This is a genomic window from Brevibacillus sp. DP1.3A (genome assembly GCF_013284245.2).
Taxonomy (GTDB): Bacteria; Bacillota; Bacilli; order Brevibacillales; family Brevibacillaceae; genus Brevibacillus.
In genome coordinates this window covers 4070078-4093228 of sequence record NZ_CP085876.1, presented here as the reverse complement: position 1 = coordinate 4093228, position 23151 = coordinate 4070078, and the positions used below count along the sequence as shown (strand labels likewise).

Sequence of the window (23151 nt, the reverse complement as noted above, 5' to 3'; positions counted from 1 at the left end):
CACCAGCTTTTTGGACTATCTTCAAACGGTTTTACGATATTATGAGAGCAAGAGGTGTTCCAGATGGAAAAAATAGCACGTATTCTCGTAGTGGATGATGAAGAGCGCATTCGCAGACTCCTGAAAATGTACTTGGAAAGAGAAAACTTTCTGATTGATGAAGCAGATAATGGAGAGCAAGCGGTCGAAATGGCTGTGGGAAGTGACTATGATATCATTTTGCTCGACCTGATGCTGCCAGGAATGGACGGGATCGAGGTATGCCAGCGTGTTCGTGAATTCAAGGCAACCCCAATTATTATGCTGACAGCAAAAGGGGAAGAAACGAACCGCGTTCACGGGTTTGAGGCAGGGGTAGACGATTATGTCGTGAAGCCGTTCAGCCCGCGCGAGGTCATGTACCGGGTAAAAGCGATTCTGCGTCGTTCTTCCGCGACAGCTTATTTGAAGACAGAGACGTTCAACAGTCATTCTGTTCTTGTTTTCCCGGAATTGACCATTGACCACGATGCACACAAAGTCATCGCAAGTGGCCAAGAGGTGAGCCTGACTCCAAAAGAGTATGAACTGTTGCACTACCTGGCATTGTCGCCGGATAAAGTGTTTACGCGTGAAGAATTGTTAAAAGATGTGTGGCACTACGAGTTCTTCGGCGACTTGCGCACGGTGGACACGCATATCAAGCGTCTCCGCGAAAAATTGAACCGTGTTTCTCCACAAGCTGCCAATATGATCGCCACGGTTTGGGGCGTCGGATACAAGCTAGAGGTGCCTAAGTAAAGTGGACGTTATTTTTCGCAGTGTAGTCGGAAAGCTATGGATGACCATTATTGCCTTATTTGCTCTCGTCTTGACCATCTTTAGTTTGTTGCTCGTTCAATCCTTTGACAGCTTTTATAGCAATCGGCAGTCCAAGAATTTGCACGATCTGGCAGATGGCATCGCAATCGGTTTGGCGCAGAGTCCGGATATGACAGCAGCTATGGAGATGGCTTCCAGGTTTGGCTTGGTCCATCATACGGGCATGGTCATTCTCGATGAAACAGGCAAGCAAGTCGGTATGAGCGAGGGGGCTGGGCTCCCGCGTATTCCAGTAGAGCAATTGCTCCAAAATCCTGCCTTGCGTTTGCCTGATGCGCTGGCAGGTAAGCATCCTGCTCCCAAAACGATTTATATTAATGTGGAGAATTCCGCTGATCACACGAACAACAAGCATGAAATGCTTGCGGTCGCTGTGCCTTTAGAAATGGCAGCAGGGAAAACGGGCGCAGTGGTCATGTATCAGGCGATTGAAGATTTTGATGATACGGTTAGTGAAGTCAGATTTTTAATCTTTGTGGTTGGCGTCATCGGATTCGTCTCTACCACTGTATTCGCTTTCTTCCTCTCATCGCGTCTTACGATTCCATTACGTCAGATGAAAGAAACGGCGCATCGCATAGCGGAAGGGGACTTTCATGCTGAAATCCCGATTAGGACCCAGGACGAGACAGGTGAACTGGCGGCTTCGTTTAACACGATGGCAAGCAAGCTCAATCAGTTAGTCGATGCACTGTCCAAAGAGAAGGAGCAGCTGGCGAGCGTTCTTAGAAGCATGGTAGATGGTGTTGTGATGATAGATGCGAGCGGCAAGCTGGCCGTAACGAATCCTCCAGCAGAACGATTCTTGCGAGATTGGGATTTTGAGCATTCAGATGAGCCTGTGCCGCTGTTCTTGTTCTATCAACAGGTTTTGCAAACCGGACAGGAAGTGACAGAGGATATCCCTGTTCAAGGGCGGATATGGTCCGTTGTCATGGTACCCTTGAATGATCGGGATCAAATCCGTGGAGCTGTTGCAGTTCTTCGGGACATCACGCAGGAGCGTAAGTTGGATAAGATGCGTAATGATTTTGTGGCTAATGTATCCCATGAACTGCGAACACCTCTATCCATGTTGCAAGGGTACAGTGAAGCGATAGTGGATGATATCGTGGCTACACCGGAAGAGCATAAAGAATTGGCGCAGATCATCTATGACGAGTCAGCGCGTATGACCAAGTTAGTGAATGAATTGCTCAGCTTGGCACGGATGGAAGCGGGGCATGTTGAATTGTTCCAGGAGACGATGGAACTGCGTCCGTATTTGGAGCGCATTCAACGTAAATTCACCAATTTGGCGAGAGAACGAGAAATCCATCTCTTCCTCGAAATATCGACGACACACACGCATGTGCTCATGGATCCTGATCGCATGGAGCAAGTGCTAACGAACTTGATCGATAATGCGCTGCGGCATACGCCAAGTGGGGGAAGCGTCACCATTCGGGCTCGCGGGGATAAAACGTTGCTGGTTGAGATAAGCGATACAGGCAGTGGCATTCCGCAAGAAGACTTGCCGTTTGTTTTTGAGCGATTCTATAAAGCAGACAAGGCTCGCACACGTGGACGACTAGGTGGAACTGGACTTGGACTAGCCATCGCGAAAAACCTTGTCGAGGCACACGGGGGCACCATCAGTGTGCAAAGTAAACTGGGTGAGGGAACGACTTTTACAATCGCCTTGATGCTGCATAAAAACAAATAGGAGTGTAGAGAGAAATGATCAAAACGATCTTATTTGATGTTGACGGGGTTATGTTGAGTGAAGAGCGTTACTTTGATGCTTCTGCATTGACAGTGTGGGAATTTTTGTACAGCCCGCAGTATGTGGGGCTTGCAGGCGAGGAATTCACACCTGCTCCAGAAGAAGCGCAAATTAGACGAGTGCGCGAGCAAGTTTTCGCTCATGATGAAGTGCTGAATTTCATCAAGTCACGTGGAATCAACTCCAACTGGGACATGGTTTTCCTCGCGTTTTCCTATCAGTTGATTCGTTTGATTGAAGCGGTTAAAACGCAAGTTCCAGAAGCAACGAGCCTTCTCAGCGAACAAATTGATCGACCGCAACTGGCAAAAGTGAAAGAGTGGGCAGCTACTTATGCTCCTGATTTCCAAGTAGACTACGCAGCGTTCACCGCTGATTTTGCCAAAGGTTCTGCACAAAAAGCAGAAATGCTACTCTACTTGAATCAAATTGCAAAAGAGCGTTGCGGTATTTCAACAGAAATGTTCTCTCGCAATAGTGATCTATGGCAGTTGATTCAAAAGACGTTTCAAGAATGGTATCTCGGTGATGAGCGCGTGGCGGCATCGATTGGCCGTGAAACCATGCAGCCAGGCAAGAAGGGCTTCTTGTCAGACGAGATTCCGATTGTACCGCCTGCAGAAATGGTCGAGTTGTTCCGCACGTTAAAAGAAAAAGGATACACACTGGGGATTGGAACAGGGCGCCCTACCATCGAGACGCATGTTCCCCTCAGTGAGATGAATATACTGGAATGGTTCGACCCGAACCGTGTCGTAACTGCCTCTCACGTACTCGATGCGGAAGAAGCGTTTCCTAGCTTTGCCCCGATGTCCAAGCCACACCCTTATTCTTATGTAAAAGGGTTGCTTGGACTCGATGCACCGATTAGCGATGCTGTCCATTTTTCACTGCCAATCGAAAATGGAGAAGAGGTGCTGATCGTTGGCGATTCACTCGCAGATTTTCTAGCGGCTCGCTCAATCGGTTGCAAGTTTGCAGCGACATTGACTGGACTGTCTGGTCAAGACGCGCGCAGCAAGTTTGAAGAGGAAAAAGCAGATTTTATTCTCGATGATGTTCGCGATATCCTTTCCATTCTGTAGATAAAAAAACTCCGCCGTATGTAGAAACGGCGGAGTTTTTTTATTCCCAACAAATCGATTGCAAGCATTTGAAGCGAAAGGCATGAATTAAAAAGGATTCAACCATGTTCGTCCTAACAATAACTTCGAAAGAACCGTCTTCACGAGAAAAAAACATGACATCCGTATAGTCTTTGTTCCCTTCAAAATAACGGCGAACCTCTTTCACGCGCTCTCGCATCTCTTCTGTTTTGACGACGATCTGGAAAGTGGCGCCCTGCTCAGAAATAGCTTCCTTTAGCTCGATATCCTTTTCATCATAGGTGTAATGGAACAAAAGGATTCCTCCTCACCAAATAAAATAACGTAAGTAAACGTAGACATGAGCAATCATGATAGAGAGGATCATCAACGGGAAGGCGACCTTCATAAAGCTGAAAAAGCCGATATGATAACCTTCCTTTGAGGCCAAGCCAGCAACAATCACGTTGGCACTCGCTCCAATCAAGGTACCGTTTCCTCCTAAACACGCCCCGAGTGCAAGGCTCCACCAAAGAGGCTCCAGATTGGTGATCCCGAGCGCTCCCATTTCCTTGATCATCGGAATCATGGTGGCAACGAACGGGATATTGTCTACAAAGGCAGAGGCGATTGCGCTCAGCCAGAGGATCAACAGGGAGGTCTTCAATGAATCTCCACCCGTCAGATTCATCGCTTCAGTTGCGAGCTTTTTGATCACACCTGTTTCCACTAACCCAGAGACGAGAACAAACAGGCCGATGAAGAAGAATATCGTATTCCACTCGACTTTGCTGATCGCGTCTTCTAAATAATGCTCTCCAGTAAGAAGGAGCAAAAGAAAAGCTCCTGTTAAAGCGATAGTTGCCGACTCCAAATGAAGGGCCCCATGGAGCATGAAACCAATAATGGTCAATCCCATCACCGTCAAAGACTTTTTCAATAAACGGCTGTCGGTAATTTCATCGCGCTCATTTAACTGCATGATTTTTGCGCTCAACTCAGGGGACGTTACTAACTGCTTGCGGTAAATCAAGACCAAGCAAACAACGGTTACAGCCATAACCACGATGATAATTGGGCTCAAATTCACGAGAAATTTCATAAAATCGAGCTCAGGCACAGAACTGCCAATCATGATATTCGGTGGGTCACCGATCAACGTAGCTGTTCCTCCGGCATTTGAAGCAATAATTTCACTGATTAAAAAAGGAATCGGATTAAGCTCGAGCTGGCGGGCGATGCTAAACGTCACAGGTACGATAAGAAGTACAGTGGTAACGTTGTCCAAAAAGGCGGAAGCAACGGCCGTGATCAAGCTCAGGTAGACGAGAATACGAATCGGTTTGCCCTTTGCAACCTTTGCCGCACGGATGGCGACATACTTGAAAACGCCAGTCTGCGCCGTAATGGCAACCAAGATCATCATCCCAATAAGTAGGCCGAGCGTGTTAAAGTCGATATGGTGAATTGCTTGTTCCTGTGTAACTATCCCGAACAAGACCATGAGAATTCCGCCAGACATGGCGACGATGGTTCGATGTAACTTTTCGCTAATAATAAATGCATAGGTAACTAAAAAGATAGCAATAGCGAATAATGCCTGGTTCGTCATAAGAAGCTCCTTCCAAGGTGTGTAGAATTATCTTGTCCCATTATAGCTCTAACCAAAATAAGGGTAAAGAAAAAGACCCGGCATATGGCCAGGTCAAATCTCGTGTGGAAGGGAGAACCTACAGCTCGATTTGTGTAACGCTTTTCACTTCCGCCAGCTCGCCCATCGTATCGAGGAGCTCTGGCGTCAATGGTTTGTCAACAGAGAGCATCATGATCGCGTCTCCACCGATATCACGGCGTCCTACCTGCATCGTTGCGATGTTCACGCTGTTTTCACCCAAGATGGAGCCGACACGTCCGATCACACCTGGACGGTCATTATGGTGAATGTAGAGGAGGTAGCCCTCAGGCGCTACGTCAATCGCAAAGTCGTCAATTTTCACAATACGCGCACCATAACCATTGAGTCGCGTTCCAGCCACTGTGCGTGTCTCTTGCGTCGTTTTTAAGCTAACGGTCAGTAAGTTCGTAAAGCCTTTGTTTTGTGCTGCCTTTTGCTCCGTAACGGTGATGTCACGCACTTTTGCCAGAATCGGGGCGTTCACATAGTTGACTTCCTCGCCCAGACGGAAGGACAGCACACCTTTGAGGACTGTGCGAGTCAGAGGGGATGTGTCTACATCCGTCAACTCACCGCTATATTTAATCGAAATCTCCGAAATGGAACCTACTGTCACTTGGGCAAGGAAATGGCCCAGCTTTTCACCCAACGTAAAGTACGGTTGTACTTTTTCCATAACGTGCGCAGGGATCGAAGGCAAATTCACGGCGTTTTTGAATGGCTCATCACGAAGAACCTTCAGGATTTCTTCCGATACGTCTACGGCCACGTTTTCCTGCGCTTCAATGGTCGAAGCTCCCAGATGCGGAGTCGTAACTACTTGTGGCAGACCGACGAGAGGGTTGTCTACAGGTGGTTCTTCTTCGAAAACGTCCAGAGCTGCCCCCGCGACTTTTCCTGCGGTAATCGCCTCGTAGAGAGCCTTCTCGTCAATGATTCCCCCACGAGCGCAGTTGATCAAGCGAACGCTATCTTTCATTTTCGCAAATTCACGCGTGCTGATGATATGGCGGGTTTCTTTTGTCAGCGGAGTATGGACGGTAATGAAATCTGCTTTGCGGCAAATTTCGTCGACAGCTGCGTTGGTTATACCCATCTTTTCTGCACGTTCCTCGGTCATGAAAGGATCGAAGCCCATGACGGTCATGCCAAATGCTTTCGCACGCTTCGCAACCTCTGAACCGATACGGCCCATACCGATGACACCCAGTACTTTGTTGTTCAACTCAACCCCTTGGAAGCTTTTGCGATCCCATGTACCGTCTACCAGCTTCTTGTGAGCTTGAGGGATGTTACGAGCGACAGCCATCAGCATGGCAAACGAATGCTCTGCAGTAGAGATGGTGTTACCGTCTGGAGCGTTGATGACAGGAATACCTGCTTGAGTGGCAGCGTTGATATCAATGTTATCGACCCCAACACCCGCACGACCGACTGCTTTCAGCTTTTTTCCGGCAGCGAGTACTTCTGCTGTTACTTGGGTTTGGCTGCGTACGAGGAGTGCATCGTAATCGCCAATCACATCGATCAGTTCGGCAGGGGAGAGGTTTGTTTGACGAACCACTTCTACATCAGAAGCGTCCAAGAGCTGTTGAATTCCAAATTCGCTAAGTGGGTCAGAAATGAGTACTTTATACATGTGCAATGAGCACCTCCTGAGCAGCTTTTACACCAGCACCCAGCTCAACTGGGGCACCGATTTGGTGAAGCGACAATTCGATGGCAGAAATGACTTGCAGGACATCCAATGGCTCGCAATAACCCATGTGCCCGATGCGGAAGATCTTGCCTTTCAGGTGCTGCTGGCCGCCAGCAATCGTGATGTTGAATTGCTGCGTTAACATTTTGCGGAGAGCTTCTGCATGAAAGACACCCTCAGGATCGCAAGAAGTTACGGTCGTCGATGCGTACTGATCTTCCGCTATCAGTTTTATGTTTAATGCTTTCATCGCTGCGCGAGTCATGTCCCTCATCAGTTCATGGCGCTTTACGATAGCTGGTATGCCTTCTTCCTCCAACATATCCAATACCTCGGCGAGACCGAAAATGAGGGATACAGCAGGCGTATACGGTGTTGTTTGCTCTGCCAAGCTCTTGCGGTATGCTTTCAGGTCCAAATAGAAGGCGAGCGATTTGTTTTGCTCAATCACTTGCCATGCGCGTTCACTCGCAGCGAGGAAGGCAAGGCCTGTTGGCAGCATGAAAGCTTTTTGCGAGCCGGTTACCACGATATCGACACCCCAAGCGTCCATTTCGCATGGAACCGCACCGAGATTGCTTACCGCATCCACAATGAAGAGGGCGTCCGAATGTGTGCGGATTGTTTTCGCCAAGTCAGCAATCGGATTTTCTACCCCAGTGGATGTTTCACAGTAGGTAGCGAATACGGCTTTTACTTGTGGCTTTTTTTGCAGGAATGTTTCAACGAGCTCTGGTGTAACAGCTTTGCCCCAAGGCACTTCCACGCGATGGGCGATGATACCGTAACGCTCGCAAATTTTTGCAAAGCGCTCCCCAAATGCACCGCTGACGAGGATGGTAGCTTCGTCGCCTGGTTGGAGCGTGTTTACGACGCCCATCTCCAGTGCACTCGTTCCGCTACCTGCCAAGATGTATACGTCCTGCTTGGTGCCAAAGAAAGGCTTCAGTCTTTCAGCAGTACGGGCGAAAAGAGCGGAAAATTTGCCGCTGCGGTGTCCAATCATCGGTTGGCTCATCGCTGTTTGAACACGTGGTGGAATGGGGGTAGGACCAGGGATTCTCAAGATCATTTTGTCTGCAAACATGGTTTTCTCCTCCTATATATGTGCATATCAAAAAAACCTCCCGTTCTCACACTGCTCCTATTACAGAACAGTGAGGGACGAGAGGCTTTGCTTCGCGGTGCCACCCTCATTCGCTCTTTTTTTCTCAAAAAAGAGCCTTGGTAGGTACATGACCTAAAAGAGATAACGGATCTACCGTTTGCGTCTACTGGGATGGTGAATCCATTTTCAACGCAGCAGCTCAGAAGTGCTTAACCGTGGGAGAAACCGCCGATTCGCAGCAACCATCGGCTCTCTGGGGATTTCTCGATCACAGCGTTTCTTCGTCAACGCCGTTGTTTTATAAGGTGTTTCGTAAGATTTGTACTTACGATATCACGTCAAAATAACACCGTCAAGAAGAAAAACGAGAAAAAATGAACATTATTTATTTTATATCAGTTATCGTTCGTGAATAATGCTCGATTTCATACAAAGAACGTCATGAAAATGACCAAAACACGAACATTAAGATATTGACATCACAAAAAATGGAAAAAACGCATTTTAATGTTCGGTTTTTGCCGTTGCTTTTATCTTACCGAAAAATCACAAAAGAAAGAACGGAAAGTTGTCGATCATTCGTTCAGCGGAGGAGAGGGGGACATAATGAAAAACCTCTTACATACCGGAGTACGTAAGAGGTCTCTTCCATTAGTAGATGGAATACTATTCCACTTTAATAGAGTCGGTCGGGCATCCTTCAGCAGCATCACGAACATCGTCATGCAGGATATCCGGGATTTCAACGCTGTTAGCATTGTCATCCAACTTGTTGAACGCAAGGCCCTCATCGTCGTAATCAAAGACGTCAGGAGCCGTGGCGCCACAAGCACCGCAAGCAATACAAGTATCTTTATCTACCCATGTAGTCATCGTGGTTTCACCTCCCATACCGAAGTGGTACGTCCACTATCATAGATCATTGTATGCTCTTGGTGACAAGATTTCAAGATTGAATCAGTCTAAAAATGTACGACTACTTATAAAGAGGGATTTCCGGTGCCTTCAGCACGGAGTAGAGCTGTGTATTCAAGCGTTTAAAATCTCCCGCAGATACTGCATCTGTCGCGTTCAAAATCTTCACGGCAGCGGCTAAATCCTTGATTCCTAGGGTCTGAACTTCGTTAGATGCGATGAGCAAATCAAGTCTCGCAGTCAGGTCCTCAGGATTATAGCTGCTCCATTGATTGCTTGCCGACATGGCCACAGCTGCGAGATAGGTGCGGTAATGGAACGGATACTGCTTCCACTGCGCGGTGTTAACGGTTCCAGGTAATTGCTTCGGCATGGCTTGCTTCACCACATAAGCCGATTCCCAAGACGCGATGGAGTGATAGACCATTTCCTGTGCGGTTAGCCAGTTATTTTGGAAAAGCGTCAGGTTAGCTCCAATAGAAGCAGGCGTAGCATTAGTTTGATCGGAACGAATCTGCTCCATACTATCCAAATACGCCCGTACACTGTTCGTAAAAGTGGCGTGAGCTTGTCTCAGCATGGGTGACGTCGGCAAGGGAACGTTTTTCTCCAGCTCTTTCCTTGTCTGGTCAGCTAATTTGCTGAGTTGCTTCAAGCCATCCGTCCGTTCACTTTCGTTCATTTGATTCCATTTATCCATCGTATCAAAATGTGCTTGTTTCAGATCAAGCAGCGGTGCATAAACGGCATAGTAAAATCGGATAAAGTCCTGTTCGTTGTACAGCTTTTGCTCACGCAGCAGTTTTTCTTTTTCGGCTTCCTTTTTCTCTGCTTCGAGTACGGCGGCTTGTTCCGACTCCAATTGTGTCTTCATATAATGGGCCCCGAAAAAAAATCCACCAACAGTGCATGCAAGTGTTATGATGATCATGTACGCCATCATAAATTCAGTTCTTTTCAATCGTTTTGTCATACTATCCTCCAAATCCAATGATGCAGTTTACTTCGCTTACTTTGAGCTTTGAAAAATATAGAATGATGTAAGGAGTACCAATGAACAGTCGGAACAGTGCGGCAGAGGAGCAGGACCTTTTATGTGCGGTCGCCTTGAATGCCATGTTACCTCTGGCCAATGAACGAACGCTGCAATCAGCCTACTACATACTGCGTGGCAGAAAAGCCAATCAGACACTGCAAGATGTGCATTTGTATACCCTTTATCCGTATTATCGGATGTTTTCTCGTTTTCCAAGAGAGGATTGGGAGAAAATAGTTTCAACTTTATTTCAGGCGGGCTGGATTTTACCTGTTGAAGCAGGTGGAACGAACTCGAAACCGACATTTACCTTTTCTGATACAGGATTGCAGCATGCCAAACATACGTACCAAAAATATCGATTTGATATATGGTTCGCACCTTTTACTCAATCCGATTTGGCGGAGCGAATCGAACCATTTTGGAGCAGACTTCATCTTATGGTGCAGACAATCTCGCAAATGCATCATGGTGATCTTGGTTTTATTCCGGTCGTTTCGGACAAGACGGCACAGCGTTGGGTAAAAAACCAATTGGCTGATGGGGCAATGCGAAATGCTTGGAAACAGCAATTGTCCGACGAGCTATATCGACTGTGGGAGCCTTTGGATGAAGCTGTGCAAGAGCTTTTGTTCTGTCAACTGTCAGGAGCAGGACAAGTAGGCAAGACCATGGGACAAGTAGCAGAGATTCGCCAAACGAGTCGTAGCTATCTCATGCTGCAATTTCGATACGGGCTTGCCGAGTCGATTCAGACGCTGCTTGCAGAGAACAGTCATTATCCACTTTTATCAAAACTTGTCACAGAATCACATAAGCTTGATCCACGTCTAACTGAAAGTGCTGCTCGAACGTACGCACTGCTTCAGACTGGCTGTGAAAAAAAAGAAATAGCGATGAAACGACAAATGAAAGAAAGTACAATAGAAGATCATTTGGTAGAGATTGCCCTGCGCTGTCCGGAATGGGATATGACAACGTATCTGCCGAATGAGCTGGCAAAAGAGATCGTGGAGACGAGTGAGCGCCTCGATACAAGCAGACTCCGGCTCATCAAGGATCAATTGGAAGCAACAGTAACGTATTTGCAAATCCGATTGGCACTGGCACGAGCGACAAGGGGGACAAAATGAATAAACAGCTCATGTGCGATAGATTAAAGCTGCATTTTGGATACGACTCATTCCGCCCCGGTCAAGAGTCCATTATTGAACGTATATTGCATGGACGAAGTGTTCTCGGGTTATTAGCAACAGGTGGCGGGAAATCAGTGACGTATCAGCTGCCAGCAATGCTTTTGCCGGGTCTGACCGTCGTGGTTTCCCCGTTGATCTCCTTGATGGTCGATCAGGTGCAACAGCTTCGAGCACGAAAAAAAATTCCAGCTACCTATTTGAACAGCATGCAGGATCCGTCAGAGTCCCGCGAAATCTTAAAAGGGCTCTCAGAAGGTGTGTACAAGCTGTTGTATATTTCTCCAGAAAAGCTTCAACAGCCCTATGTCCAACAAGTGTTAAAGCGGGCGAGGGTGTCTCTGATCGCCATTGATGAAGCACATTGCATCTCGCAATGGGGACATGACTTTCGCACAGATTATTTGCGATTGCCGGAAGTCGTGAAACAATTGGGAGCACCTCCTGTTTTGGCTGTGACGGCAACCGCGACGGCGACTGTTCGCGAAGAAATTTGCAGCTTGTTCTCCATTGAAAAAGAAGACGTCGTGTTGCAGTCCCTTAATCGGGCGAATATCGCCTATGATCTGGTTGAAGTTGCGGAGGAAAGTGACAGGCGTTCGTATGTATTAGATCAGATAGATCGTTTACAGGGCCCTGGGATCGTTTACTGCAGCACGCGACAAGCGGTAGATGTGTTGGCAGCCTCTTATCAACTCGATGGGAAAAAGCGTGTGCACGGCTACCACGGGGGCATGAACAGCATGGAGAGAATGTTGATTCAGTCCCAATTTCTCGCGGGAGAGCTGGATGTTATTATTGCGACCAATGCGTTTGGTATGGGAATCGACAAGCCAGATATTCGCTACGTCATCCATTATCAAATGCCAGCCAGTTTGGAGGCATACGCACAAGAAATCGGGCGGATCGGCCGTGACGGCAAGCCTGGGTATGCGCTGCTTTTATTTTCGTGGGACGATTGGCAGATTCATCAACACATGCTGGAGAAGGAGTACCCGACACAAGTGCAAATTCAAAAATACGAGCAGTTGTGCAATACCGGAGTACCCTTGACGAACGAGGCATTGGCGATGATGGACATATCAGAAGAAATGGGCGCACTTCTTGCCTTTTATTCGGAAAGAGTGCTGGCCTCATACGAAGCTGCAGCTGCTGGAGAATCGTATCCGAAGGCTCAAATTATTTGGCAGGAAACGGAAAAAAGGAAAAGCTTTAAGCAAAAAAAGCTGGCAGAAATGGTGTCTTACGTAAGAGGGGAAAACTGTTTGCGTGCGAGCATCAATACGTATTTCAAAGAAAATGATCATCAATTTGATCTGTACTGCTGTAAGAAATGCGGCCTAACTAAGGATGCATATTTCCAAACGAATGACAATGCAATCGCAAAGAATGAACAAATCAAATGGAATTTGCGGCAGGCGTTAGACACTCTTTTGCCGAACAAATAAAGGAGAGAAACATCGAGTGAGGGAAGATTGGCTAGAGGTGGATGAAGCCACTCTTCGGCTGAATCTATGGTTGACACAAGGAATCGTGATGGGAGTGGCTGCTGCCGGTAGCTTATTGGTGCTGGGCTGGGATGCTACTCTGTCCTTGTTTACTTTGCCAGGCTGGAATGCTGTGCTGTGGGCCGTGTTTGTAGCCGTGGGTATTATTATCGGGAGTATTGCAATGGATCGGTACTTGCCTAAAAGATGGCAAGATGATGGCAGTATCAATGAGAAAGTTTTTGGGGCCATGTTACCATCCACTACAATTCTCGTCTGTATGGTAGTAGGGGTGGGAGAGGAATGGCTATTCCGGGGAGTCATTCAATCGCTTGCTGGGAATTTTTGGAGCAGTCTTATTTTTACACTGATCCACGTACGTTATTTGAAAAAACCGCTCATGGTCATAAGTGTATTTGGTACAAGCTGGATCTTAGGACTCTTGTTTTCCCACTATCAGTCCCTTTGGCCCTCGATTGTGGCCCATATCCTTATTGACGTCATGTTAGCATTTTATTTACAAAAAACGATCAAGAAAAAGGGGGAGGAAGAGTGAATCTCGAGCATAATCCATTACCACCCCGACGCTCCCGTCATACTCGCCCTACAGCGTCGTTCTCGTTTAAAAAGTGGATTCAACCGGGATTGTACTTGTTTGGATTCGTCTTTTTCGGGTTGATTGGTCTTGAGTTGTACAGGGCCAATGTCCCACACGAGTCAGCAGCTTCTGGTAGTGTTGAAGTGAAAGAAGCTAGCAAAGCAAGTACCACTTCGCAAGGAAGCAAGGCAGGAGAAAAGGAGCCTGTATCCGTCGTTCTTCCTGCTACGCTTGATCCGAATGCAAGCGTGACCAACCCACCTGCCAAGGCGAAAACGACCGAATCAAAACCAGTTGAGCATGCAGTGAAGGCGACCACAAGCGTACAGACACCTGCTGTGAGCACAGTCCCAGCCCAAACTTCGACTGGTACACCTGTAGACAAGGCACCCCAGATTGCGAGTACTTCTACTAGCAAAGTAGCTACACCGGGAAAACAAGCTTCAACACCATCTACAGCAAAATCGAAGGTCGTCAAGCATGTGGTGAAGAAGGGTGAAACGTTGTTTATGCTGTCACGAAAGTACTATGGAAATAATTCGAACGTAGGACGAATCGCAAGATATAACGGACTTCATTCAGAAGCAGGGCTCGTTGAAGGAAAAATTGTAATGATTCCCCTCGTTCAGTAATGAGATCGTGCTCCACTGGCAATGCTATCGGGAAAAAGATAAGCAGGTGGATGCAAGTGGAGTATGATACGGTCATTGTCGGCGGCGGGATTGCAGGGCTTCAAACCGCAATCCAACTAGCAAGATGCCTTCGACGCGTTGCAGTCATTGACATGCCGGGTGGTCGATCAACAGTCGCCAAAGCCTACCGAAACATTCTCGGATTTTCGGAGGGGGTTAGTGGCGATTTTTTGCGTCAAGTAGGCAGAAAGCAAGCACAAAAATACGGCGCAATCTTGATAACAGATGAGGTAACAAAGCTTGCTACTGACTCAAGCGGCTTATTTTCGATAGGTACGAAAAGTGGCATACATACGCTTACTTCGCGCACGCTGGTATTGGCAACCGGCATTCGCGATCCGTTTCCAACGATACCTGGCTTCTCCGATTGTATAGGGATATCGATTTTCTTGTGTCCTGACTGTGACGGCTATGAAACAGTTGAGAAAGACACGGTAATCATTGGAGCGGGCCCACAAGCTGTTTCGATGGCAGACGAACTTGTTTACTATACAAACAGGTTAACCGTCATTAACCATGCACAAGTGCAGGTGGATACGCAGGTTGTCTCTGGACTGACCCAGCGAGGGATTATGTATCGAGAGGAAAAAGTATGTGCCCTTCATCATACGGGGGGACAATTGCAAGAAATCGAACTCTCTTCAGGTGAACGCTTGTCTGCCGAAAGAGCATTTCTTGCCTTTCCTGGTGCTCATGCTTTGACAGAGCTATTGCGTGGTTTTTCCGTGCAAATTCATGAAAAGGGCCACATCCATACGAATCCGCGAACAAAAGAAACCGAACATCCCAACATATGGGCTGTTGGCGATATCAATGAGCATTCTCAACAAGTGTCGATTGCCATGGGGGATGGAACACAGGCGGCCATTTGGATTCAAAAGCGGCTGCGTGAATATGAGACGCAGAAAAACGCCTGATTCTGGGCGTTTTTTCATGTACAAACCTTTATGAATGAGAAGGAACCCGAACTAGCAGAGCCAAATATAAATACATAAGAAGAAGCAAGAGGGGAACTTTTCCTGGGAAAGCGCAGGAAATGACAGGCAACAACAAAGTTTCTTTTTTCGTGAGTTGATTCGACATCGATAGGCGAATGCTGCGTAGGTGTCATGGTAGCTTTGTTCCAGTAATTAAATGTGATATGATAGGACTACCCCGTATTTTCCAGTCCATCAAAAAATGGATGAATACCAACAGGTATTCGCCGGAGAATGTGGAGAACTCTTACAGGCTTACCATCATATTTTGTAGTACGACTGGATGGCGAGGAGGGACAGTCATGCGTGTTGAACGCCTTGGTCAAGATAAAATACGAATCTTTTTAACTTTTGACGACCTCTCAGAGCGCGGGATAGAAAAAGAAGACATGTGGCGTGACATTCCTAAAGTTCATGAACTGTTCAACGACATGATGGAACAGGCTTATCACGAATTAGGGTTTGAGGTATCAGGGCCTGTTGCAGTTGAAGTGTTCGCCTTGCCAGCTCAGGGAATGGTCGTAATCGTAACGCGTGGCAAGACGGGCTCAAAGGACGGCAAAGAGGAAGAATTCGAAGACGAGGATGTATACGAGCTAGAGGTCACATTGGAAGAAAGCGATTTGATCATGTATGCCTTCCGGGACTTTGAGCATATGGTTGAAGCCGCCCATCGCATTAACGCCCTATTGACCAATGGCGGAGCTGCCTACTTCTACCAGGGGAAATATCATCTGGTGCTGGAGGAAGTCGACTTGGATCAGGAGCGTTATCACAAGCTAATTGCGATCCTCTCTGAGTACGGAGAAGCGACGCCGATAACGATTTATGTGTTGGAAGAATACGGGAAAGTGATCGTTGCCGACGATGCTGTAAAAGAAATATGCAGGCATTTCACGTAATCGAAAAAGAAATGTCTGGGAATATAAAACAGCACCTAGTCAACCAACTAGGTGCTGTTGCTGTCTGTACAGATTATGCTAGGCCGTCAAAAAAATCAGCCTCTTTACCTTGAATGGTATAGTTCGGAAGGCTGTGCCAAGCCAAGATGTAGTGATTGTTTGGCGGGACAGAATGGTGCTCGCCTTTTGTTACACCTGGGAAAACGCGCTCTACTGATAGGTGTTGTGTTCTGTGCGCCCGCAAGGCATCTGCTACTTTTTGCATATATTCAGGGGCGTGAATGATCGTCGTAATGCTCTCGATTGGATCCGTAAAGGGAGGCTTCATCGTACCAAATCCTTCTTCGGATGAGCGAGTCGCATAATAAAGCTTTCGCACACTCGTATCTGGGCCTAAAGAAAGGACAGCCTGAGTGGTAGCCTGACTAATCGCCAAATGGTCAGGATGTCCGGAGATGCCATGCGGTGCAAACGTGACGACGATTTCCGGTTGGATCTGGTGAATAGCCTGGTGGATACGAGTAACGAGCTCATCTACAGGCACTGTGTTTAGGAACTTATCCTGGTATTCCCAAACGTCTACCTGATCGAAACCGAGTATGGCGCAAGCGTCGCGAAGCTCTTGCTCGCGAAAACGGGGGAGTTCTTCCGGTGTGCATAAAGGTGGTTCACCAGCTTTCCCTGCTTGCCCTTTTGTTGCACACAATAGATGGGTGCTGGCCTTTTGTGTTTTACTATATTTGGAAATGGAAATCCCACAAGCAAACGTTTCGTCATCGGGATGGGCAAAAACAAACAAAATAGACTTTTTTTTCATAAAAACACCTCCATGAATAAACTTCCACCTTTACTTTTTCTATTATGGCATAAATCCACTATTTCCGTAATGAAAGAAACAAGTTTGGGGACAATACAAGCATGATGGGACGCGCTTTTGAAGCTGTTTGTAAAAATGTAGCCCGTAAAAGCGGTTACAGAAATGATTGGTAAATAATTGAATGATTATGCAAAACAAGGAACGAAAACGTTTTCGAAATGGAAAAAAAACATTTTTAAGCTTCTCATAAATGATACAAGCGTGTATACTAAAGGCGGCATTGACCGAAAACATTTTTGAGGTGGTAAGTAATGGGTAATCAAGACGTGGTAACCGAAAGCACCGAAGGGAAAGAAAAGCAAGAATCATTGAACTTGCTCCATTCAACTCAAACGGTGATCAAGGAAGCACTGGAGAAACTAGGTTACCAAGAATCGATGTTTGAACTCTTGAAGGAACCGCTACGCGTTTTGACTGTACGTATTCCGGTTCGCATGGATAATGGCGAAGTAAAGGTATTTACGGGCTATCGTGCACAGCACAACGATGCAGTAGGTCCGACCAAGGGGGGCATTCGTTTCCACCCGGAAGTTACTGAGGATGAAGTTAAAGCACTTTCTATCTGGATGAGCCTCAAAGCAGGTATCGTCGATCTGCCGTATGGCGGTGGTAAAGGCGGTATCATTTGCGACCCGCGTGAAATGTCCTTCCGCGAATTGGAAAGACTGAGCCGCGGTTACGTTCGCGCAATCAGCCAGCTTGTGGGTCCTACTAAAGATATTCCAGCTCCGGACGTCTTTACGAACTCACAGATCATGGCGTGGATGATGGACGAATATAGCCGTATCCGTGAATTTGACTCGCCTGGTTTCATTACGGGTAAACCAATTGCGCTGGGTGGTTCCCATGGCCGCGAAACAGCTACTGCAAAAGGTGTAACCATTTGCATCCGTGAAGCAGCGAAGCGTCGCAACATCGAAGTAAAAGGTGCTCGCGTAGTTGTACAAGGCTTTGGTAACGCTGGTAGCTACTTGGCAAAATTCATGCATGATGCAGGCGCTAAAGTCGTAGGTATCTCTGATGCATACGGTGCACTGCATGATCCTAACGGTTTGGATATTGACTACTTGTTGGATCGTCGTGATTCCTTTGGTACAGTTACAAAACTGTTCAACAACACGATCACCAACAAAGAGCTTCTTGAACTGGAATGCGACATTTTGGTTCCGGCAGCGATCGAAAACCAAATCACAGCTGCAAATGCTCACAACATCAAGGCGTCAATCGTAGTAGAAGCGGCAAATGGCCCAACTACTTTGGAAGCGACTAAGATTTTGACTGAGCGTGGAATTCTTCTGGTTCCAGACGTACTGGCTAGTGCTGGTGGTGTGACTGTTTCCTACTTCGAGTGGGTACAAAACAACCAAGGCTACTACTGGTCTGAAGAAGAAGTAGAAGAGAAGCTGGAAAAAGTAATGGTTCGTTCGTTTGAAAATGTATACTCCATGTCTCAAACACGTCGCATTGACATGCGTCTGTCTGCTTACATGGTTGGTGCCCGCAAGATGGCTGAGGCTTCTCGCTTCCGCGGTTGGGTATAATTTTTCAAACAACCCTCCATATATTGAGAAAACATGGCTTCGCCGTTTTGGCGGGGCCTTTTTTATTGATGGAATGGGGCAGCGGTGAAGAGAAGAATATTTCCAGTCTAGGCTCCTGGCTCCGTCCTACTGAGGGCTTTGATTGTCCGCTCCGAAGGGATTCGCGGGGAAACGCAAAAGTGGTAGCCGCTTCGTAGCTCGGGCACGTTGCGTTTCTTTTGCCCGCAAATCCCTTCTCCGCTCGGTAGGACTCCACAAGTCGCTACGTCTGGAAATATTCTTCTCTGTCGTAACTGATGACATTCTTCAATCTTTTGGGCATCTAAAAACCAGGGGAAAGCTCGTAGAGGAAACAGGAGAAAAAAGCGAAGATCTTAGGGACGCCGACCGAGGCGCAAAGAAAAAAAGAGAAACAAGCCCTTAGCGTCCACCTCTGAGACACCCCCTGAATGGACGACTTTGGACGCGGGTTTCGCTTTTTTTCATGGAGCCGGACAGTCAATCTCCCAGCGGGTGGCCCTAGAATCTGAGCGTTTTCTCCTGTTTCCTCCCCACCACAACAGCATCGTACAAAATGTTTTCAAAGACAAAAAAGACCTCCTGAAGAACCAGGAGGTTTAAGTCATATTATTTACTGGTCGAACAACAGCTGCAGCTCTTTGAAAGTCCGTGATTTTTGCAGCGTTACAATTAACTTGAGACGAGCCTTTTGCCCATTCAAACCATTGGAGAAAATGATCCCCATCTCTTTTAGTTTGCGGCCTCCACCTTCATAGTCATAGATATCCTGCACCTGGCCATTGTAGCAGCGGGAGACGAGCACAATGGGTACGCCTTTGTCGAGTAGTTGCTGCAGGGTAGGGATGATAGCGGGAGGAAGATTTCCTAATCCGAACGCCTCTACGACGAGTCCGTCAATGTGCTGCTCTAATAAAAACTGCAGCCAAGCAGGCTCCATACCAGCAACTGCTTTGATCAGCGGCACATTCGCATCAGCATGGGTGATGGTGTAATGCTCTCGATCCAATGGAGCATGGTGGTATTGCACACTTTTTTTCGCAATGGTTCCAATCGGCCCGTATTGTGGCGACTGGAAGGTAGCGACATTGCTCGTATGTGTTTTGGTTACGTGTCGTGCTGCGTGAATTTCATCATTAAAAACAACAATGACGCCTTTGTTCAAACTGAAGGAGTCTGCGGCTACACGAACGGAAGAAATGAGATTAACGGGACCATCTGCCCCGAGCTCATTGCTGCTGCGCATGGCCCCGGTAACGACAATCGGGACGTGAACCGATAAAGTCAAGTCGAGAAAGTATGCGGTCTCTTCCAACGTATCAGTCCCATGGGTAATGACAATGCCATCGTAGTGATCATGTTGAAAGGCTTCCTCAATATCGAGTCGCAGTTGATTCATGATCGCAGGCGTCATGTGAGGGCTAGGCAGGTTGAGTACATTTTTCATGGTGACGTCCGCATATTTTTCTAAAAAAGGAAGGATTTTGTTGACTGCTTGATCATCCAATGGCTTTACGCCTTCTGAGTCATCGACAGACATGGCAATCGTACCGCCTGTATTCACTACCAAAATTTTTTTTGACATGATCTCTCTCCTGTAGCGGGTTTTCATCAACCAGTATTCATGGTACGATGAACAATAGTCTTGTGTAAAGGAGTAATAAAAGATGATTGCTTTGATCGGCGCGGCAGTTGCCCCCGGTATCGCCATCTTAAGTTACTTTTACCTGCGTGACAGTCTCGAACCGGAACCAATTTCGATGGTGATCCGGTCGTTTATCTTTGGTATGCTGCTGGTTGTACCGATTATGGTGCTCCAGTACATCATGCAGAATGAATGGAACTGGCGGGATGGCATTGTCGCGGAAGTTTTCCAATCCGCTGTCGTGGAAGAATTTTTTAAATGGATGGTCATCTATTTTACGGTTTATAAACATTTGGAATTTGATGAGCCATACGATGGAATTGTTTATGCAGTTGCGGTGTCACTTGGTTTTGCTACGTTGGAGAATTTGCTCTACCTCATTATCAACGGAACGAATATCGCCATCTGGCGTGCTTTTCTGCCGGTATCCAGCCATGCGTTGTTTGCCGTGTGGATGGGCTATTATCTCGGACGGGCCAAGTTTTCCAAGGACGCCAAACATGAGCGGCTTTTTTTATGGATGTCGATTACCTTGCCGATCGGCTTGCATGCCCTGTACAACGTGATTTTTTTGGCAGTGCAAAACTGGTTGGTAGTGATTGTGCCATTCATGCTCGTTTTGTGGTGGCAGGGCTTAAAAAAGGTACAAAGAGCACACGATTTCGGTTCTAAAAATCTCTCTTCACGTCCACAATAGACGGTAAGGAGGAGACGTGCGTGCTAAAAACCGAACGAGCAAAAGTGACAATTCAATGCAATGTATGTGGAGAAAAGTTTACACTGCGTGGTCATCGAGAACCTGGAGGGCAAATAGAAACAGGGTTCAAGCAATGCCTGTGTGACAACGATAAGCATTTTCGGGTTGACGAGTCCTGATCTTTTCCTTTCCCAACTGAAAAAGCGTGAGAAATCTAGGTGGGCCGATGCAAATAGCGTCGGTCTTTTTCTATATCCAGATTTACATGCATAATCCATTCTTCCTCCACCAACACTATGCAAAGATTTCAATACATGCCAAGGAGGATTCAGCCGTGCGTACAATCTGGATCGCAGGTGTGTTGGTGATGTTGGTAGCAGCGGGCTTGAGTGGATACAAGGTTGTCTGGAAGGAAAAGAATGTAGCTGCCGTACAAGAAGAGCAGATGGCTGCACCTGCTGAAAAGAAACAAACGGCCAAAACAAAAGCCAGCTTTCATCCTTCACGGGTCTCTGACAATGATTTGAAAATCATGGCGAATGCTGTTTACGGGGAGTCAAGAGGGGAGCCGTTTGAAGGGCAAGTAGCTGTCGCAGCCGTTATTTTGAACCGCGTCAAGAGCCCTTCGTTTCCTGACACGCCCTCTGCTGTGATATTCGAACCACGCGCTTTTACAGCAGTTGCTGATGGTCAAATATGGCTTACACCGAATGAAAGCGCAACGAAAGCAGTAAAGAATGCACTAAACGGCTGGGACCCGTCGGGAGGATGCACGTACTATTTTAATCCGGATACAGCAACATCCGGTTGGATTTGGACCAGGCCGCAGGTCAAAAAGATCGGGAAACACATCTTCTGCAGATGATGGATGCGTAACCAAAGGAGGAGTGGCAAGGGATGGTATATGGAGCAACAGCACGCGTGTTATTTCCCATTGCCCTAGTTGCCTTAATAGGCGCTGGCGTGTGGGGATATCAGGAGCACAATGAGAAGAACTCGGTCCTGATCAAAGCAGAAAACTCATACCAACGAGCTTTTCACGATCTTACTTATCATGTGGACAAGCTGCACGATGAGCTTGGCAAATCGCTGGTGGTCAACTCGCGCAGACAAATGACACCAATTTTGACGAATGTTTGGCGGCTTTCCTATGCGGCACAAGCGGATGTCGGACAACTCCCACTGACCTTGATGGCGTTTAGCAAAACCGAAGAAATGCTGTCGAGGGTCGCAGATTTTTCCTATCGTGTTGCTGTGCGTGACTTGGACAAGCAGCCATTGAGTCAGAGTGAATACAAGACATTGAAGAGCCTGCACACCCAAGCAAAGGATATCCAGGATGATCTGCGCAAGGTACAAACCCTCGCGATGGACAAACAATTGAGGTGGATGGATGTCGAGACGGCATTGGCCACCAATAAAAACAAAGAGGACAATAGCATCATCGATGGATTCCAAACCATTGAGAAAAAAGTGCAGGAATACCCTGATTTAGACTGGGGCGTCGGTATACAGAGTCTCGATAAGAAAAAGCAGCAGCGAATCAAAGGGATCGATGGCAAAGCAACCACCAAAGAGGAAGCAGAGAAGAATGCACTGGCGTTTCTCGGGTTGAAGCCAGGAGATGCGAAAGTAGAAGTGAACGAGAACGGCAAGGGGCAGGAATACTCGGCGTATAGCGTACGTGTCACGCCAAATGGACACAAGACAGGCATTAACCTCGATGTCACCAAACGCGGCGGTAAAGTGGTTTGGATGATGAACGAGCGTGGGGTTGGCGAGGAAAAGCTGGACATGAAGCAGGCGGAAGAAAAAGGTCGAGTGTTCTTGCGCGACCATGGATTTGACAATATGCAGGTCTCTGAGATTGACAGCTACGACCGCAACGCACTCTTTACGTTTGTGCCAGTTCAGGATGGCGTCAGAATTTATCCGGACGGGGTGGTCGTCGAGATTGCGTTGGACAACGGAGAGGTTACTGCTTATAACTCAACGGAGTATCTGTTTAATCACAAAAAGAGAATTCTCTCCGAGCCCCGTCTCTCGAAAGAAGAAGCAAGGAAAAAAGTCAATCCGAGCGTAAAAGTGACGGATCAGCGCCTTGCCCTCATCGAAGGGAAAAACGATGGAAAAGAAGTACTGGCGTGGGAAATGACAGGCAGCTTTGAAGGAAATTCGTACATGGTCTACATCAACGCCATGAATGGAGAAGAAGAAGAAGTTGTGAAAATGGAAACGGGATCAGGACAGAACGAAGGACAATAGTGTTTAAAAAAACAGGGGGAAAGCTAGTTTTTTAGCGGCTTTCCCTATTTGCTGATTCGAAACAATAGGGTATATAATGGAAAGGGTGATAGGGAAGGGGAGGAACATTTACTTT

At 47.2% G+C, this 23151-nt stretch carries 22 protein-coding genes and 1 other annotated feature; of the genes, 14 read left to right on the top strand and 8 right to left on the bottom strand.

Annotated features, from left to right (window positions below):
- Positions 1 to 63: 63 nt before the first annotated feature.
- From HP399_RS18575 to HP399_RS18565, 3 genes are read left to right on the top strand one after another with little or no spacing between them, the layout of a single operon-like run.
- Complete coding sequence (locus HP399_RS18575; protein WP_007724035.1) at positions 64 to 780, top strand: response regulator transcription factor; 717 nt, start codon at positions 64 to 66, stop codon at positions 778 to 780.
- Position 781: 1 nt separating this feature from the next.
- Positions 782 to 2566: an ATP-binding protein gene (locus HP399_RS18570; RefSeq protein WP_173617969.1), complete on the top strand. Its 1785-nt coding sequence runs from the start codon at positions 782 to 784 to the stop codon at positions 2564 to 2566.
- A gap of 14 nt (positions 2567 to 2580) precedes the next feature.
- Positions 2581 to 3711, top strand: coding sequence for an HAD family hydrolase (locus HP399_RS18565; RefSeq protein ID WP_173617968.1), 1131 nt, complete (start codon positions 2581 to 2583; stop codon positions 3709 to 3711).
- Positions 3712 to 3751: 40 nt separating this feature from the next.
- Here HP399_RS18565 and HP399_RS18560 read toward each other — a convergent pair whose 3' ends face one another.
- The 6 genes from HP399_RS18560 to HP399_RS18535 all read right to left on the bottom strand — a co-directional run bounded on the left by HP399_RS18560 (position 3752) and on the right by HP399_RS18535 (position 10081).
- Positions 3752 to 4027: a hypothetical protein gene (locus tag HP399_RS18560; RefSeq protein ID WP_228088283.1), complete on the bottom strand. Its 276-nt coding sequence runs from the start codon at positions 4025 to 4027 to the stop codon at positions 3752 to 3754.
- A 12-nt stretch (positions 4028 to 4039) separates the two neighbouring features.
- Positions 4040 to 5323 (bottom strand): ArsB/NhaD family transporter, encoded by a 1284-nt coding sequence (locus tag HP399_RS18555; RefSeq protein WP_173617967.1) that lies wholly within the window; start codon positions 5321 to 5323, stop codon positions 4040 to 4042.
- 118 nt (positions 5324 to 5441) lie between these two features.
- Positions 5442 to 7025 (bottom strand): phosphoglycerate dehydrogenase, encoded by a 1584-nt coding sequence (serA, locus tag HP399_RS18550; protein ID WP_173617966.1) that lies wholly within the window; start codon positions 7023 to 7025, stop codon positions 5442 to 5444.
- The gene (locus HP399_RS18545) at positions 7018 to 8172 is read right to left on the bottom strand and encodes a pyridoxal-phosphate-dependent aminotransferase family protein (RefSeq protein WP_173617965.1); all 1155 of its coding nucleotides are present in this window, start codon (positions 8170 to 8172) and stop codon (positions 7018 to 7020) included. The genes serA and HP399_RS18545 overlap by 8 nt, the downstream gene beginning before the upstream one ends.
- Before the next feature lie 70 nt (positions 8173 to 8242).
- Positions 8243 to 8490 (bottom strand) — a binding site (T-box leader).
- A gap of 369 nt (positions 8491 to 8859) precedes the next feature.
- A complete protein-coding gene (locus HP399_RS18540) occupies positions 8860 to 9066 on the bottom strand; it encodes a ferredoxin (protein WP_007724004.1) in 207 nt (68 codons plus the stop codon).
- A gap of 103 nt (positions 9067 to 9169) precedes the next feature.
- Positions 9170 to 10081: a hypothetical protein gene (locus HP399_RS18535; RefSeq protein ID WP_173617964.1), complete on the bottom strand. Its 912-nt coding sequence runs from the start codon at positions 10079 to 10081 to the stop codon at positions 9170 to 9172.
- 80 nt (positions 10082 to 10161) lie between these two features.
- Between HP399_RS18535 and HP399_RS18530 the strand changes: the two genes are divergently transcribed.
- The 6 genes from HP399_RS18530 (at position 10162) to HP399_RS18505 (ending at position 15993) form a co-directional block, all read left to right on the top strand.
- A complete protein-coding gene (locus HP399_RS18530; RefSeq protein ID WP_173617963.1) occupies positions 10162 to 11277 on the top strand; it encodes a YpbB family protein in 1116 nt (371 codons plus the stop codon).
- Positions 11274 to 12785 (top strand): RecQ family ATP-dependent DNA helicase, encoded by a 1512-nt coding sequence (locus HP399_RS18525; RefSeq protein WP_173617962.1) that lies wholly within the window; start codon positions 11274 to 11276, stop codon positions 12783 to 12785. Before HP399_RS18530 ends, HP399_RS18525 begins: the two co-directional genes overlap by 4 nt.
- A gap of 16 nt (positions 12786 to 12801) precedes the next feature.
- Positions 12802 to 13380, top strand: coding sequence for a CPBP family intramembrane glutamic endopeptidase (locus tag HP399_RS18520; protein ID WP_173617961.1), 579 nt, complete (start codon positions 12802 to 12804; stop codon positions 13378 to 13380).
- Positions 13377 to 14054 (top strand): LysM peptidoglycan-binding domain-containing protein, encoded by a 678-nt coding sequence (locus tag HP399_RS18515; RefSeq protein ID WP_173617960.1) that lies wholly within the window; start codon positions 13377 to 13379, stop codon positions 14052 to 14054. Before HP399_RS18520 ends, HP399_RS18515 begins: the two co-directional genes overlap by 4 nt.
- Before the next feature lie 50 nt (positions 14055 to 14104).
- Positions 14105 to 15031 carry an NAD(P)/FAD-dependent oxidoreductase gene (locus HP399_RS18510; protein ID WP_173617959.1) on the top strand — a complete coding sequence of 309 codons (927 nt, stop codon included), beginning with the start codon at positions 14105 to 14107 and terminating at the stop codon, positions 15029 to 15031.
- Positions 15032 to 15393: 362 nt separating this feature from the next.
- Complete coding sequence (locus tag HP399_RS18505; RefSeq protein WP_007723994.1) at positions 15394 to 15993, top strand: genetic competence negative regulator; 600 nt, start codon at positions 15394 to 15396, stop codon at positions 15991 to 15993.
- Positions 15994 to 16066: 73 nt separating this feature from the next.
- Here the strand turns inward: HP399_RS18505 and HP399_RS18500 are convergent, their stop codons facing one another.
- Complete coding sequence (locus tag HP399_RS18500; RefSeq protein ID WP_173617958.1) at positions 16067 to 16810, bottom strand: PIG-L deacetylase family protein; 744 nt, start codon at positions 16808 to 16810, stop codon at positions 16067 to 16069.
- 311 nt (positions 16811 to 17121) lie between these two features.
- Here HP399_RS18500 and HP399_RS18495 point away from each other — a divergent pair, with 311 nt between their 5' ends.
- Positions 17122 to 18411, top strand: coding sequence for a Glu/Leu/Phe/Val family dehydrogenase (locus tag HP399_RS18495; RefSeq protein ID WP_173617957.1), 1290 nt, complete (start codon positions 17122 to 17124; stop codon positions 18409 to 18411).
- A 631-nt stretch (positions 18412 to 19042) separates the two neighbouring features.
- On the opposite strand, the gene HP399_RS18490 is transcribed toward HP399_RS18495, so the two are convergent.
- On the bottom strand, positions 19043 to 20014 hold the full coding sequence (locus tag HP399_RS18490) for an asparaginase (protein ID WP_173617956.1): 972 nt from the start codon (positions 20012 to 20014) through the stop codon (positions 19043 to 19045).
- An 82-nt stretch (positions 20015 to 20096) separates the two neighbouring features.
- Between HP399_RS18490 and prsW the strand changes: the two genes are divergently transcribed.
- The 4 genes from prsW to ypeB are packed head-to-tail and all read left to right on the top strand — an operon-like array spanning position 20097 to position 23036.
- Positions 20097 to 20771: a glutamic-type intramembrane protease PrsW gene (gene prsW / locus HP399_RS18485; protein WP_173617955.1), complete on the top strand. Its 675-nt coding sequence runs from the start codon at positions 20097 to 20099 to the stop codon at positions 20769 to 20771.
- 20 nt (positions 20772 to 20791) lie between these two features.
- Positions 20792 to 20950, top strand: a complete 159-nt coding sequence (locus tag HP399_RS18480) for a hypothetical protein (RefSeq protein WP_173617954.1) — start codon at positions 20792 to 20794, stop codon at positions 20948 to 20950.
- A gap of 26 nt (positions 20951 to 20976) precedes the next feature.
- Positions 20977 to 21636 (top strand): cell wall hydrolase, encoded by a 660-nt coding sequence (locus HP399_RS18475; protein ID WP_039960026.1) that lies wholly within the window; start codon positions 20977 to 20979, stop codon positions 21634 to 21636.
- Between the two features lie 32 nt (positions 21637 to 21668).
- Positions 21669 to 23036 (top strand): germination protein YpeB, encoded by a 1368-nt coding sequence (gene ypeB / locus HP399_RS18470; RefSeq protein ID WP_173617953.1) that lies wholly within the window; start codon positions 21669 to 21671, stop codon positions 23034 to 23036.
- Positions 23037 to 23151: the final 115 nt, after the last annotated feature.